13 protein-coding genes are annotated in these 14,580 nt (G+C 41.5%); 6 read left to right on the top strand and 7 right to left on the bottom strand.

The genetic code is table 11. The annotated features are described in order from the left end of the window. Nucleotides 1-9 precede the first annotated feature (9 nt). Nucleotides 10-1,005, bottom strand: a complete 996-nt coding sequence (locus FCN14_RS10245; RefSeq protein ID WP_138431186.1) for an NADP-dependent oxidoreductase — start codon at nt 1,003-1,005, stop codon at nt 10-12. Nucleotides 1,006-1,032: 27 nt separating this feature from the next. Next, the gene (locus tag FCN14_RS10240; RefSeq protein ID WP_138431185.1) at nt 1,033-1,611 is read right to left on the bottom strand and encodes a TetR/AcrR family transcriptional regulator; all 579 of its coding nucleotides are present in this window, start codon (nt 1,609-1,611) and stop codon (nt 1,033-1,035) included. A gap of 179 nt (nt 1,612-1,790) precedes the next feature. Here FCN14_RS10240 and FCN14_RS10235 point away from each other — a divergent pair, with 179 nt between their 5' ends. Further along, on the top strand, nt 1,791-2,450 hold the full coding sequence (locus FCN14_RS10235; protein WP_138431184.1) for a class I SAM-dependent methyltransferase: 660 nt from the start codon (nt 1,791-1,793) through the stop codon (nt 2,448-2,450). Nucleotides 2,451-2,472: 22 nt separating this feature from the next. Here the strand turns inward: FCN14_RS10235 and FCN14_RS10230 are convergent, their stop codons facing one another. The 3 genes from FCN14_RS10230 to hutU form a co-directional block, all read right to left on the bottom strand. Beyond that, complete coding sequence (locus FCN14_RS10230) at nt 2,473-2,943, bottom strand: DUF456 domain-containing protein (protein ID WP_138431183.1); 471 nt, start codon at nt 2,941-2,943, stop codon at nt 2,473-2,475. A 42-nt stretch (nt 2,944-2,985) separates the two neighbouring features. Further along, nucleotides 2,986-4,188: an MFS transporter gene (locus FCN14_RS10225; RefSeq protein WP_138431182.1), complete on the bottom strand. Its 1,203-nt coding sequence runs from the start codon at nt 4,186-4,188 to the stop codon at nt 2,986-2,988. Nucleotides 4,189-4,467: 279 nt separating this feature from the next. After that, complete coding sequence (gene hutU, locus FCN14_RS10220) at nt 4,468-6,138, bottom strand: urocanate hydratase (RefSeq protein ID WP_138431181.1); 1,671 nt, start codon at nt 6,136-6,138, stop codon at nt 4,468-4,470. Between the two features lie 227 nt (nt 6,139-6,365). Here hutU and FCN14_RS10215 point away from each other — a divergent pair, with 227 nt between their 5' ends. Both FCN14_RS10215 and mnmE read left to right on the top strand, forming a co-directional pair. After that, the gene (locus tag FCN14_RS10215; RefSeq protein WP_138431180.1) at nt 6,366-8,066 is read left to right on the top strand and encodes a peptide MFS transporter; all 1,701 of its coding nucleotides are present in this window, start codon (nt 6,366-6,368) and stop codon (nt 8,064-8,066) included. Nucleotides 8,067-8,471: 405 nt separating this feature from the next. Beyond that, entirely contained in the window at nt 8,472-9,884 is a 1,413-nt protein-coding gene (gene mnmE / locus FCN14_RS10210) for a tRNA uridine-5-carboxymethylaminomethyl(34) synthesis GTPase MnmE (RefSeq protein ID WP_138431179.1), read from the top strand. Between the two features lie 87 nt (nt 9,885-9,971). Here the strand turns inward: mnmE and secG are convergent, their stop codons facing one another. Then, a complete protein-coding gene (secG, locus tag FCN14_RS10205; RefSeq protein WP_138431178.1) occupies nt 9,972-10,376 on the bottom strand; it encodes a preprotein translocase subunit SecG in 405 nt (134 codons plus the stop codon). A gap of 129 nt (nt 10,377-10,505) precedes the next feature. Between secG and FCN14_RS10200 the strand changes: the two genes are divergently transcribed. Continuing rightward, a complete protein-coding gene (locus tag FCN14_RS10200; protein ID WP_138431177.1) occupies nt 10,506-11,399 on the top strand; it encodes a mechanosensitive ion channel family protein in 894 nt (297 codons plus the stop codon). Between the two features lie 6 nt (nt 11,400-11,405). Here the strand turns inward: FCN14_RS10200 and FCN14_RS10195 are convergent, their stop codons facing one another. Beyond that, nucleotides 11,406-12,080: an SOS response-associated peptidase gene (locus tag FCN14_RS10195; RefSeq protein ID WP_138431176.1), complete on the bottom strand. Its 675-nt coding sequence runs from the start codon at nt 12,078-12,080 to the stop codon at nt 11,406-11,408. Between the two features lie 90 nt (nt 12,081-12,170). On the opposite strand from FCN14_RS10195, the gene FCN14_RS10190 reads away from it, so the two are divergent. Together FCN14_RS10190 and FCN14_RS10185 are read left to right on the top strand one after the other, a co-directional pair. Beyond that, nucleotides 12,171-13,118, top strand: coding sequence for a CPBP family intramembrane glutamic endopeptidase (locus FCN14_RS10190; RefSeq protein ID WP_138431175.1), 948 nt, complete (start codon nt 12,171-12,173; stop codon nt 13,116-13,118). An 89-nt stretch (nt 13,119-13,207) separates the two neighbouring features. Then, nucleotides 13,208-14,569: a DEAD/DEAH box helicase gene (locus tag FCN14_RS10185; RefSeq protein WP_138431174.1), complete on the top strand. Its 1,362-nt coding sequence runs from the start codon at nt 13,208-13,210 to the stop codon at nt 14,567-14,569. Nucleotides 14,570-14,580: the final 11 nt, after the last annotated feature.

Below are 14,580 nucleotides of genomic sequence, written 5' to 3'. Positions count from 1 at the left end.
TAGCTAATTTTAAATTTTCACTATCATTTTTCCTTTGTTATCTCCTTCGAAAAGACCTAAAAAAGCATTGGGGATGTTATCAAACCCCTCTACAATAGTTTCTGCATATTCCAGCTCCCCTTTTTTAAGCCATTTCGCCAACTGTTTCACTGCTTCGGGGAACTTTTCCTGGTAATCGCTTACAATAAATCCCTGCATCGAAAGTCGTTTTTGTACCATCATTGGCTCTAAGCGCGGTCCGGTCGGCACTGAAGTCGCATTATAAAGTGCGATAGCTCCACAGTTTATAATACGCCCAAAATTATTCATGTTTTGGTATACCCCATCCGATATATCGCCTGCTACATTATCAAAATAAACATCAACTCCGCTTTCTGCGGCCTGTGATATAGCATTACTCATATTTTCTGTAGTCTTATAATTAATAGCGGCATCAAATCCGAATTTTGACTTTAATAACTCTACTTTCTCATCTGATCCAGCAATACCAACTACGTGGCACCCTTTTATTTTTCCAATTTGACCGACAACACTCCCTACAGCTCCTGCGGCTCCAGAAACAACCAACGTCTCTTCCTCCTTGGGCACACCAATTTCTGTCAGACCAATAAAGGCTGCAATACCTGTCAGCCCCAAGACCCCAAGATGTGCAGAAAGGGGAGCTAAATCGGGATTTATCTTACGTAATCCATTACCATTTGAAAGCTGATATTTTTTCCATTCCAATTCAGCTGTTACATAATCTCCTTTTTCAAATGATGTATTTTCGCTGGATATAACTTCCGCTACTATTGGTGAACTAATCGCCTTATTCAGCTTAAACGGGTCAACATAAGATTCTACATCCCTCATTCTTCCCCGCAAATATGGATCTACAGAAACAAATTTGGGCTTTAAAAGCATTTCCCCATCAGATGGAGACGGTTTTTTGATTTCTTCAATTTTAAAATCTGAACTTACAGGCTTTCCCGTCGGTCTATTTGCTAGTTTTATTACTTTATTCATGTCAACACTTCTTAAATATATTATATATTACTTTAATGAGATTGCACTCCAAGCCATTTCAAATGACTGTTCACGCATCTCTTTTGTTAATTTAAATTCATTTCGTTCTTCTATAGCGACAAAAAATGACAACGGATAAACGGCATACGCATATAGCAAATAGGGGGAAACCATTCGAATAGTTCCCTCTTTTTGACCTCGTTCCCACAATTCTATCAGTGGTTGCAGATGTTGTAGAGCCCGTTTCCGTACAGCCTCCGATACAATTTGGGAATTTTCACACTGTGATAGAAAATTTGCCTGCTTTTGGTTAGACATTTTATATCCAATCATATTAAACCAAACGCATCTTACCCCCTCTTTCACTGGCATATCTTCATCATACTCCTGAAATGCAGCTGTAGTAAATGCATTTTTAATCTCAAGGTATAAGCTATCAACCAGATCCTGCTTATTACTAAAATAATTATATATAGTTCCGGCTGAGACATCGGCCAGCTCAGCAATCTTTGCCATGGGAGTGTTATGAAAACCGCGATTACTTACCAAGTTTAGGGTAGCTGATAATACAGCAGTACGTTTATCATTATTTTTACCTTCCATCATAATATTTTTCCCAGTCTGTTAAGAAGAACAGCAATGAATGAACGTTCATTCAATATATGGAAAATAAATCCCATTCTTAAATGTACCCAACCTATCCATCTATTTTTAAAACCGTGTATTAGAAGCGAACAGCAATTTGTATCTTACACAAAATTAATGGATATAAACCTATACACAATATGCCTGTATCAACGTGCATCTTATGCAACAGTGACGATGTGCAACTTTTTTATACTGACCAATCTGAGCATTATGCCAGTGACTACTATCAGTGCCAGAACTGTCAACTAATTTTTGCAGCGCCTAAAGATCGTCCCTCAACTGATGAAGAGCTTGCACGATATGAAACGCACGAAAATGATCCCAATGATAAGGGGTATCGCAACTTCTTGGGGCAACTTTTTAAACCACTCAATGACTTGCTGGAACCGAAAAGCAAGGGACTCGATTTTGGCTGCGGACCGGGACCAACACTCAATCTTATGTTTGAAGAACATGGACATGCGGTTAATATCTACGATCCCTTTTATGCAGATGATGAATCGGTGTTTAATAAAAGGTATGATTTTATAACTGCGACTGAAGTAGTTGAGCACCTTTTTTATCCGCGAAAAGAGTTCAAAAGACTTTGGGACTGCCTAAAACCCGGTGGCTATTTAGGAATCATGACAAAGCTTGCTGAAAATGATAAATCTTTCTTTGCAAATTGGCACTACCGGTTAGATGAAACCCATGTCACCTTTTATACCCAAAAAACATTCCAGTGGCTAGCTAATAACTGGGAAACTTCAGTAACATTTCCCGGTGATCGGGTGATCATTTTTCAAAAGCCGGAATAACTATTACTACCATGAGAAGCTCTTATAAATTCATAAAAAAGTAATATCCCATCATTCCACTGGCTATAAGCTTTAATACAGTACTTGCCATGAACCCCAAAAAAGAACCAGCAGCAGAACGTATAGCCTGATCTGAGGTTTTACCACCAACCAGCTCACCTATAAATGCACCCGCCAAGGGACCAACTATTAATCCTATAGGAGAAAAGAATATCCCGACTAGCATGCCCATAATACAGCCCCAAACACCATAGGCAGAACCGCCAAGCTTTTTTGTACCGTAGGCAGGAATCACATTATCTAGAACCATTAGCATAGCTATAATAAGGGCCCAAATAATGAAAAACTTCAAGCTAAAGGGATGAGCAGAAGTTAACTGAAGAACAACTAGCCCCAAATAACTAATGGGCGGACCGGGTACAACCGGTAATAAGGCTCCAATAAACCCTGCGACAATAAGAAGGCCTCCTAGAATGACAAGAATTGTTTCCATATGAATGTTAATTTTGGTTTATCCATTCATTACTGTACACGATTATTCCGAAACAGTAGTTTCATTATTCTTTGGATACAACTGATATTTCATAATAGCAATTGCTCCCACTAATGGTCCTGCTGCCATCACTAAAAACACAGCTGGACTCTGCCAGTGAGCCCACATCATATTCACCAACTGAATACTAAAAATAGTAATAGCAAAACCTACGCTATTTACTATTGTTAATCCCGTAGCTACATATTCACGATCGGCTGACTGCGCTACAAGGGTAGAAAACTGGGGCGAATCCGATACTACAAAAATGCCCCATATCAGCAGAAGACTTATGAATAGATAAAAAGAAATTCCGAAGGCGAAAGGAACAAGCAGACAACATATACCCGAACCCACCAATGAAACAAGAGCTACTTTCTTGCTGCTTGTTCTAAGGGCCCAGTATCCCCCAACCGCACAGCTTACTCCTCCTATGCCAATAATAGCGAACGACCATAGTGGAACCGCCCCATAAATTGCGCCATTGGTTTCGGCATAAAAGCCAATCATCAGTGGCACAAAAGCCCAAAAAGTGTAAAGCTCCCACATATGTCCGAAGTAACCAAAGGCTGCAGAACGGAAGTTATGATTCTTAAACAAACGAAACATTACTGAGGGCTCAAAGTCCCCTTTCTTACCTTGGTACGGACCATCGGGTACTGCCAAATAGAGCACCATTCCACCGAGAGCAGAGAATGCAGAGGTAGCAAACAGAATAGTTCGCCATGGGAGATCGGCCGCTAGGTACTTGATCAGGTGTGGAAATGCGGTACCTACCACAAGGGCACCTACCAAGTATCCAAGCGCTTTTCCCAATCCCTCTCTGTGCCAATCGGAGGCAATTTTCATACCCACCGGGTAGATTCCGGCCAAGAAAAAACCAGTGCAAAATCTACTGATCATTAACAATAGAAAAGTATCGGAATATACCGTCAACGTATTAAAGGCAGCTCCAAAAAGAGCGCATCCCACAAAAACCTTACTGGGAGAAATACGGTCTGCTACACTTAACAATGCAAACAATAGAGTACCACTGATAAACCCAAACTGTACAGCAGAGGTAATATATCCTACTGCCATCTCTGTGAGCTGCAGTTCTTGAACCAAATCAGGTATAACGGCATTACCTGCAAACCAAAGAGAAGTGCCTGCAAATTGGGCCACCACAATAACCGGAAGAATACGCTTGGGAATAGAATTGGACATAGATCACCGGAATTACTTTGTTTGCCTGATTAAAGTAATAAGTACGACCAATAACCCAAATAATTAGACGAGTTGCTAATGAGTCAGCTTTCTTTTGCAGTTACTCATCTCTCTTATTAAGGTAGACAGATTGTTAATCCGTCTTTTAATCTTTAAAAGATGGTAAAATATTTAATAAAACCCACCCATATGTTTAAGCTAATTAATGGACGGGTATGCACCCCATCCATCGTAAATTTTATTATCAAATAAAGGTGACATAATACCAGTCTGCAAAATCTAATCCACCATCGGCAGATCTAATCCGCGCTCTTTAGCTGTTTGCACTGCCTCATCGTATCCTGCATCAGCGTGACGCATTACCCCACTACCCGGGTCATTTGTTAACACCCGTTGCAATCGCTCATCGGCCATTTCAGTACCATCAGCCACACACACCATTCCGGCATGAATAGAATAGCCAATACCTACGCCACCACCGTGATGCAGTGATACCCAACTGGCACCGCTGGCTGTATTCAGCATCGCGTTCAACAAAGGCCAATCCGCAATCGCATCTGATCCGTCTTTCATTGATTCAGTTTCACGATTAGGTGAGGCCACAGAACCCGTATCCAGGTGATCACGACCAATAACCAATGGGGCATCAACCTTTCCTTTTTTGACCAACCAATTGAATTTAGCTCCCATTTCAGCACGCTCACCATACTCCAGCCAGCAAATTCGAGACGGCAGCCCTTGAAACTGCACTTGGTCTTGCGCCTTTTCAATCCAACGGGCAAGCGCTGCTTTTTCAGGAAAGGTCTCCAGCACCGCTTTATCCGTAGTATAAATATCATCAGGATTACCGGAAAGAGCAGCCCAACGGAACGGACCGGAACCACGGCAAAATAACGGACGAATAAAAGCAGGCACAAAACCCGGGAAGTTAAATGCCTCTTGCATCCCCCGATGGTCGGCCACCTGTCCCCGAAGATTATTGCCGTAATCAAACGTAATGGCCCCTTTTTTCTGCATTTTTAGCATAGTATCCACATGAGTAACCATAGAATCCAGCACTGCCTCTTGGTACATCTCAGGATTCAACTCTCGCTCTTCGGCCGCCTCCTCAAGTGACATACCGGCTGGAATATATCCTACATGCAAATCATGCGCAGAAGTCTGATCAGTAAGTACATCGGGAATAACTCCTTTTTCTAACATTGCAGGTAAAACTTCAGCAACATTACCCAATAGACCAATAGACAACGCTTCCCCTTTTTCTTTAGCATCCAGTGCTTTTTCAAGAGCTTCATCGAGGTTGGTACACTTGATATCACAATAGCCTGTTTCAACGCGCCGATCGATACGGTGCTCATCTACTTCAATTCCAATACAAGCCGCACCATTCATCGTTGCTGCCAGTGGCTGCGCTCCCCCCATGCCACCAAGACCAGCTGTTACCAGTAGTTGTCCCTGCAACGTACCGTCAAATTTCTGTCTCGCACATTCAGCAAAAGTCTCATACGTCCCCTGCAGAATGCCCTGTGTCCCAATATAGATCCAAGAGCCCGCCGTCATTTGGCCATACATGGTCAAGCCTTTCTTTTCAAGCTCCCGGAACTTATCCCAATTAGCCCAGTTTGGTACTAAATGAGAATTGGCAATAAGCACACGAGGAGCTTCTTCATGAGTGCGAAATACCCCAACCGGCTTACCACTTTGCACCAGCATCGTTTCATCATTTTCAAGACGTTTCAACGTTTCCAGAATTTTATGATAGCATTCCCAGTTACGGGCGGCTTTCCCGCTTCCTCCATACACAATAAGGTCATCGGGTTTCTCTGCCACATCAGGATCCAGATTATTCATCAACATCCGCATGGCCGCTTCCTGATGCCACCCCTTACATTCTATTTCGGTTCCTGTTGGTGCTTTTATGTTCTTAACTACTCCGGTATCAGTACTCATTGTATTCTCCTAGTTTATTTTTTTTCCAAAGGTAACAGAGCCGCTGTAATAAGTCTAATCCTTTTCCTTATAACATGAATTTGCGATAACATTCACACTAAAACTTTTATAAAGTAACTTCCTTATTGTATCATTTTTGAAGTTGCTTCACTAAAACGGTTTAATTATCATGCACGGCGTGGATATGAATTTTCAAATTGTATGTTGAACTAAAGCAAGGAATATCAATGGCAAATGGACAACAGGTAACAGATGGGGCAGCAGCCTCTCAGCACAGAGACTTCTTTGGACACCCCAGGGCGCTCTCTACTTTATTTTTTACCGAGCTATGGGAACGCTTCAGTTATTATGGAATGCGTGCCCTGCTTGTTCTTTTTATGACGGCAGAAGCAGTTGGGAGTAACCCTGGCTTAGGTTTTAGTGTTGGCAAAGCTACTGCCATTTATGGCCTTTATACCTTTTTTGTATATGTGCTTTCATTACCGGGAGGATGGGTCGCAGATAATATTTGGGGACAACGGAAAGCGGTATTTGTAGGTGGTTGTATAATTGCTGCCGGACATTTCAGCATGGCCATTCCCACTACTACATTCTTTTTCATTGGATTAGCACTAATTGTAATTGGCACAGGTCTACTTAAGCCCAATGTGAGCTCGATGGTCGGTGATATATACCCGGAAGGTGGCGCCACTCGTGATGCCGGATTTTCAATATTCTACATGGGAATCAACTTTGGTGCTATTTTAGGCCCCCTTCTTTGTGGAATGCTCGGTGAAGGGTATAACTGGCACTATGGGTTTTCATTAGCCGGATTTGGAATGCTTCTTGGATTGATCTCATATAAAATTGGAGATAAATTTCTTGGAGAAGCAGGAAAACTAAAAACCGGAGAACCGGAAGAAGTAATTAAAACACGCAGCCGGCGCTTTTACGGAATTGTCTCGTTCATTGCCGCAGCTCTTGTATTATTCGGATTTCTTATCACTTCAGGTGTAGTTAGTGTTACACTCGAAGAAATTGCTGGTTATTTGGGATATGGTGCTGTTGCAATTACCATACTGTTCTTTATCTATATCATCTTCTTTGGCGGACACAATAAAGAAGAACAAAAACGACTGGGCGTTATTTTCTGGCTCTTTATCTTAGCTGCTCTCTTCTGGAGCGGATTTGAACAGGCCGGATCTTCGCTTAACCTCTTTGCTAAAGATCTAACCGAGAGATCATTTGGACCAAGTTCCTTTTTATTTAACGGGGGCGCAGCAATCATTACGGCTATTTTAGCTATTCCTACCGCTTACCTTGTGTACCGTATCTTTAAAAGGAATGATCTCTGGAGTCTTGCCAAATGGGTTATTGCTGTTTCAGCTGTGGGTATTTTAGCCTTCTTATACTGGGTTTTCCAGCAAATTGGTATTGGATGGGAAACTCCTGCAAGTACTCTACAGCTAATTAACCCAACCTTTATTGTGATTTTTGCACCTATCTTTGGTTGGTTATGGACTTGGTTAGCCGCTCGAAACTCAAACCCCTCCATACCTGTTAAATTTGGGCTTGGACTTTTAGGACTTGCTGCCGGATTCTTTGTTCTCTCTTGGGGAGCTGCAAATGCCAGTCCTGATGCTCCGGTATCTGTATCCTGGCTTATTGTTACCTATTTCCTACACACAGCCGGTGAGCTCTGCTTATCACCTGTTGGCCTTTCATCGATGACAAAGCTGGCCCCTAAAAGCCGGGTAAGTCAGATGATGGGCGTATGGTTTGTAGCCGCAGCACTTGGGAACCTTTTCGCAGGATTAGTGGCTGGGCAACTTGAAACCTTGGCTCCTACCAACCTATTCTGGAGCGTAGCTATGATTGTTGGTGGTGGTGGAATTATTGCACTCCTTGCCAGTCCCGGCGTTAAAAAGTTAATGGGTGACGTGGAGTAACAGCTGTTAATAGTATGTATTCTAAACATTTAAGCCTGCCAGGCTGTAAACCCTGGCAGGTTTTTTTATTTCATTCGAGCTGTCAACTTTTCTGATATTAGTTGTAAACGCAATTAGTGTTCCTTAGTGATGTTAGAATAATCTGCACAACCCACTCACGACCATTTTCCAGCTTAATAGTCTGAAGCTGGGTACCTACTACTGTTGCAAGCTCATGACAATTAATAAATATTGCAACGACTATTAACAGCCCAATAAATCTTATTTGTATTAAGTAAGAGTCATTGATTACAAAGAATTATGCATTAAACGAATTATCACTTTGTTAGTAAAAACAAGATTTAGTTATTTAATAACTATTGACTCTCCCTGAATAAAGGCTGTATACTCATTATATTTGGAGCTATGAACAACAAAGAAACAGCTAGTGGCGAAGAGAAATCCCAAGAAATTAATGAACGCGAACCCATTGCTGCCATTGCTACACCTGTTGGCGAAGGGGGTATAGCTGTCATTCGTGTTTCCGGAGAAAATGCCGTTGCAATTGTTAATGACGCATTTACTGGCAAAGATCTTCGTCAACAAGAATCACACACTGTCCACTTTGGTAATATTGTTGACAAAGATGAAAAGATGGTTGATGAAGTGCTGGTTACGGTATTTCGCTCTCCAAGATCTTATACCGGAGAAGAAACCGTAGAGATTTCGTGCCACGGAGGAGTATTAGTCACACAAGCTGTATTAGAGACTATGCTCACCCTTGGCGTAAGATCTGCAGAGCCCGGAGAGTTTACCCAACGAGCCTTCTTAAACGGCAAACTGGAACTAAGCCAAGCTGAAGCGGTAGCCGACCTTATACATGCAAAAAGTAAGAAAGCCCTCGATGCCGCCCACCAACAACTCGAAGGGCGACTCGGTGAACATATTAAACAGTTTCGTCAGCAGATCATTGATGCTACTGCAATGGTTGAACTTGAGTTGGATTTTGTAGAAGAAGATGTAGAGTTCGCCGATAAAAAACAGCTACAAGAACTACTAGAAGAGTTAGATGAAGAAATCGATGAGCTTTTAGCCACCTACGAAACGGGACGCCTCGTCAAACATGGTGTTCGCACAGTTTTTATTGGACTGCCCAATGCCGGTAAGTCCACCCTGTTAAATACCTTGGTTGGCAAAGATCGTGCTATAGTTACTGAAATTGCCGGCACAACGCGTGATACCATCGATGTGGACTGGAGTTATGATGGCTTACGGTTTAAGCTTACTGATACCGCAGGATTGCGAGATACTACGGATGTAGTGGAAGCTGAAGGTGTAAAACGGTCGCAACAAGCTTTTGAGAAAGCAGATCTCGTTGTGTATTTAAAAGATCTTTCGAGCGAGATCACCATTGAAGAACGTGAGGAGATTGCCAAGCTTCAAAAAAATGCTGGTGAGACTCCTTTTATTCTAATCGGAACCAAAAAAGATATTGCACTGGATATTGATGATGAGCGCATCGATTATGATCTTAAAATTTCAGCTTTAGAGGGAGAAGCCATTGATAAGCTTAAAAAACTGATGAAACGCCGAGCCCTCGAGAATAAACATTATGATTCTTCCAGCTTATTAGTCACTTCAAGCCGACACCGCGATGCGTTGGAAAAGGCCCAGCAAGATGTACAAAGTGCTCTACAAGCTCTTGACCGAGGAATGACAGGTGACTTCCTTTCTATTGATTTACGTTCGGCCCTAAAACATCTTGGCACTATTACCGGTGAGATCACCACCGAAGATATTCTGGACAGTATCTTCTCACGCTTCTGTATCGGGAAGTAATTGCCCAGCCATATAGTGCTTTTCAGATTCATATAGAAAAAGCCCGACCCTAATAAGATCAGGCTTTTCAAAAAAATGCTATTCTAACTAACTTCCACCGTCAGAATCGCCATCGCTACCATTGCCACCACTGTTATTACCTTGATTCGCTGGTAGCTCTGGTATAGCGGAGGGGGTTTCAGATGGGTTGTTAATATTATTTTGTTGAGTAGACTGCTCTGTTCCACTTTGTTGAACAGCACTCTGAGTAGTACCGCCCCGCTCAATTGCGAAGTTTGCCAAGACGCAAAGAACCAAAAGGGCAGTCCCCAAAACGGTAGTAGATTTTGATAGTAAATCAGCTGTACGCCGGGCCCCCAAACCTTGTCCACCGGCATTACCGGCTGCCAATCCGCCGGAAATTCCTTGTCCCTGTCCCGGTTGCAACAAGATGACAATTGTTAACAAAATACAAATGATCGTAATTACAGATATTATAATATAATAAAGCATGGTAAGTTCTATGTAACTATGTTTTTCAGACCAGTAAAGTTATTCAAAATTCCTTTTCTTTACAATGATATAATCTTTGTTTAATTACAACCAGTTTGATAGCTATTTATTTCATAAAAGACACCAACTGTGCAAAATATTTCAAACCGTATCCAACAATTTATTGAAAACTCTCCCGGCTTCACATACCAGGTAATTTTATCGGTTGTTGTAGTAATAGCTATTTGGTTAATTCGCTTCATTGCTATCCGGGTGATCAACAAAAAATTACCGGAAACCAAGGTACAATATAAATGGCGTAAAAACCTCACCTATATTTCCGTATTCCTGGGATTACTAATTGTTGGGCGTATCTGGTTTGAGGGGTTACAATCCGTAGCCACCTTTTTGGGTCTGCTGTCTGCAGGTCTTGCCATTGCCTTGAAAGATCCTGTGAGTGACTTTGCGGCCTGGCTTTTTATTCTTTGGCGCAAACCTTTTGATGTAGGAGACCGCATTCAAATAGGGGATGTTAAAGGAGATGTCATAGACCAACGCCTTTTCAAGTTTACAGTACTCGAAATAGGAAATTGGGTTTATGCTGACCAGAGTACCGGTCGTGTTGTGCATGTACCCAATCATTATCTGTTTTCAAAATCATTGGCTAACTATACCAGTAACTTTGAGTTTCTTTGGAACGAAATAGAAGTTCTGGTCACCTTCGAGAGTAACTGGGAAAAGGCAAAAAAATTATTGCAGAATATATCTGACAAACATCTTGAAGATTCAGTTGAGCGTGCGGAAAGACAAGTCCAGAAAGCAAAAAAATCATATCTTATCCATTATCGTTACCTCACTCCCATTGTATATACGGACGTGCGCGATAGTGGCGTATGTTTAACCATTCGCCATCTCTCCGATCCGCGCCAGCGTCGTGGCCTTTCCCAAGCTATTTGGGAAGATATTCTCCGTACTTTAGACGAACATGATGATATTGAGTTGGCATATCCTACCATGCGAATTTATAAAGAGCCCGGAGATTAGGCTACCCTATTTAGGAATAGGCTGAATTAATTCCGGACTATTATTATCTGGATTATTAACCTCTTCAGAAACCCGATTAACCGCTAAATCAGTAATAGAATAACTTTTTCGGAATTGCTGTAGGTTACTGGGTACAATCTCATTATCAGCCAACCACTTTTCATGGTCATCCGGATGTAATAATATTGGCATCCGCTCATCTACCGGTTGTACCAGTGCATTGGCTATTGTTGTGAGCATCGCGCAAGAATAGACATCACGACCCGTAGAAGATTTCCATATCGAGTAAATACCAGCAATAGCTGTCAATTCATTTGAAAGCAACCGGATAAAAAACGGAGTACTCTTTTTTTTAGTGGTCTTCCATTTATAAAACCCTTTGGCCGGAATTAGGCATCGCCGTTGAGCCAAACATTCAGTTAAGTGTTCATTTTCTTTCAGGTTTTCAATAGCAACTTCAAAATTTTCTCGCCCCTCTTTCTCTTCTTCAGCACCTTTAGGTATCAATCCCCAAACAAATTGATGAATCTGTCGCTCCCCATTTTCTTGATAGATAGCAGGAATTAGCGTACCTGGGGTTATATTAAAATTCGAATCAAAAACATCATCGCGCGCTGATGTTACTTGGAATAAGTTTTTCACGTCTTCTTTTGAGGCCTGAAACACAAATCGATCACTCATACGAACCTGATTTATTTGGTCTTTTAATGTAGTTTATAACGTTTTTAAGAATACTCATACTGGATGAAAACTAAGAATGTTTCTTGACTTATGAATGTATTTACTAATAATAAAGAGCAACGATTGCGTGCAGGATGGCGCCTGCTACTTCAATTCTTTACGCTCATCGTTGTTGTTGCCCCACTTTACTTTCCATTTTTTCTTCTTTTACCGGAATCCTCACTACTCACAAGTATTGGTCCACAGTTTTTAGGTGTTATTGCAAGCATCTGGATTGCAGCCCAATATATTGATAATCGTAGCTTTACCGACTACGGCATCCATATTAATAAACAATGGATAAAAGAATTTATTGTTGGCACTATTCTGGCTTTTATAGCAATAGGTGCTATTTTTTCCCTGGAATGGCAATTAGGCTGGGTTACTGTCACCGATTTTGGTTGGAACCTTTCAACCGAACAACCATTTCTGCTAAAGCTAACAGTCTTCATGTTGGCTATGGCAATGGTAGGATTTTATGAGGAGCTGTTCTCCCGCGGATATCAAATACTTAATATTGTAGAAGGATTACGATACCCACAGATAAGCAAACGACTTGTAGTAGGTATTGCAATAGTTTTAACCTCTTCTGTATTTGGATTACTCCATTTTTACAACCCAAATGCATCTCTGCTTTCGACATTTAATATCATTGTCGCAGGCGCTGTATTGGCAATGCCCTACATTTTCACAGGACGCCTTTCTCTATCAGTTGGCCTACACTTTGGGTGGAATTTTTTCATGGCCGGGCTTTTTGGGTTCCCTGTTAGTGGAAAACAGTTTGAGGTAGGCATATTGCAAATTCAACAATCCGGCCCATACTTGTGGACTGGCGGTGAGTTTGGGCCTGAAGCCGGCTTAGTTGTTTTACTAGGAATGGCAATAATGTTAGGGGGAGTATGCGTTTATCTTAAGTCAAAGGGAAATGAACTAAAGATACATCGCTTGTTTACAACTGAATATAAGATGGTTGGGAAATCAGATGAGCAAGCGCTATAAGTTTTGTATATTCAAGTACCTGATGAGCATTGCTTGATTTTGAAGCAGTGCATGAAGAACAAACATTAACTAAATGAAAGGTTAGAACGTTGAAGTTTGAAGAAATAGACCTGAGCCCCGATATCATGAGCGGGCTCGCAGATGTAAACTACACTGAACTCACTGAACTCCAAGAAGAAGTCCTTCCTGCTATACTGGAAGGGAAAGATGCATTGATCAAAGCAGAACCTGGAAGTGATAAAATTGCTTCATTTGTTATCCCTGCATTGGAAATGATTGACGACAGGGAAGAACAAGAAGGTGCTTCTGTATTAGTATTGACTCCAAACCCAGATGAATCTCAGCAGATTGATGAGCTTGTTTGGGCCATGGGCTACCATGCACAGATCGAAAGCGCCTCTGTTGATATGGACTCCGATGCTGAAGAACAGGAAGAAGCACTTAAAAGTAATGTGCAAGTAATTTCAGGTAACCCTGGACCTCTTGCTGATATTACAAAAAAACTCAGATATGTTTTTCGTGATGTCAAACTGGTTGTAATTGATGCAGCAGATGAGATGGTAAAACTTGGCTTGCAGCCCAAATTAAAGGCTATACTGCGAAGAGTACTTAATGACCACCAAACGGTTATTTATACTGAAGAAATGAATGAGGAGGTCAAGGAGCTCACAAAGCTCTACTTTGAAGACGCCGAAATAATTGGCCTTGAAGATTCTTCGCATATGTTGACAGAACCACCTAAGGTCGACGGGATGCTCTCTCACGGTTACATCTATGTACCTAACCGGATGAAGATTACAACCCTTATGGCACATATCGAGGAAACACCTACTGATAACTGTGTTATCTTTACTGCTTCTAAACGAGGTACAGATCGTTTATATCGAACATTACGTAAACAAAACCTGAAGGCTACAAGCCTGCATGGAAAGCTTTCTGATGAGAAGCGGGCTCAACGATTTGCAAACTTTACCAATGGAGATGTACAATACCTGCTAGTAGCTGATATCCCTGCTGCTGAAATAGACCTGCAGCGTGTTACGCAGGTTATCAATTATGATGTCCCCAGTAATCCCGATGAATATCGTTATCGGGCTGATCTTGTTGGCTCAGGTAAAGCTTCACGGGTCGTTTCTTTAGTTTCAAAACAAGACCGAAGTGATATTAATGAGCTCGAAAGCTCATTAAAACAAGCGCCCAAGGAGCTTGAGTTACCTGAGAAGGTCAAACAGAAGCTTAAAGAACGTAAGAAGAAAAAGAAGAATAAAAAGAAATCTAAGAACAAAAAACGTCATAACAATGGACGTAATAAGCGTAAGAAGAAAAAGAAAAAAGATGAACTTGAACTTCCGCGTCCCAGCTTTGATAAACTGAGCGGAGGGCGAAAAGGTCAGGCAAAAAAAGATCAAAAGTCTGGTGTAATTGGACTCATAAAAGAACTTTTTTCTTAATAGAACGCAAA

This window comes from Fodinibius saliphilus, from assembly GCF_005869845.1.
In the GTDB taxonomy this organism is placed as follows: Bacteria; Bacteroidota; Rhodothermia; order Balneolales; family Balneolaceae; genus Fodinibius; species Fodinibius saliphilus.
Note: the sequence above shows the minus strand (reverse complement) of the source record. Positions and strands in the feature narration are given on the sequence as shown.

Excerpts from the sequence above, each read along its gene's own strand:
- FCN14_RS10190 (WP_138431175.1), top strand. The coding sequence starts at position 12,171 with ATGAATGTATTTACTAATAATAAAGAGCAACGATTGCGTGCAGGATGG.
- hutU (WP_138431181.1), bottom strand. The coding sequence starts at position 6,138 with ATGAGTACTGATACCGGAGTAGTTAAGAACATAAAAGCACCAACAGGA.
- mnmE (WP_138431179.1), top strand. The coding sequence starts at position 8,472 with ATGAACAACAAAGAAACAGCTAGTGGCGAAGAGAAATCCCAAGAAATT.
- FCN14_RS10230 (WP_138431183.1), bottom strand. The coding sequence starts at position 2,943 with ATGGAAACAATTCTTGTCATTCTAGGAGGCCTTCTTATTGTCGCAGGG.
- FCN14_RS10195 (WP_138431176.1), bottom strand. The coding sequence starts at position 12,080 with ATGAGTGATCGATTTGTGTTTCAGGCCTCAAAAGAAGACGTGAAAAAC.
- FCN14_RS10235 (WP_138431184.1), top strand. The coding sequence starts at position 1,791 with ATGCCTGTATCAACGTGCATCTTATGCAACAGTGACGATGTGCAACTT.
- secG (WP_138431178.1), bottom strand. The coding sequence starts at position 10,376 with ATGCTTTATTATATTATAATATCTGTAATTACGATCATTTGTATTTTG.
- FCN14_RS10225 (WP_138431182.1), bottom strand. The coding sequence starts at position 4,188 with ATGTCCAATTCTATTCCCAAGCGTATTCTTCCGGTTATTGTGGTGGCC.
- FCN14_RS10240 (WP_138431185.1), bottom strand. The coding sequence starts at position 1,611 with ATGATGGAAGGTAAAAATAATGATAAACGTACTGCTGTATTATCAGCT.
- FCN14_RS10215 (WP_138431180.1), top strand. The coding sequence starts at position 6,366 with ATGGCAAATGGACAACAGGTAACAGATGGGGCAGCAGCCTCTCAGCAC.
- FCN14_RS10245 (WP_138431186.1), bottom strand. The coding sequence starts at position 1,005 with ATGAATAAAGTAATAAAACTAGCAAATAGACCGACGGGAAAGCCTGTA.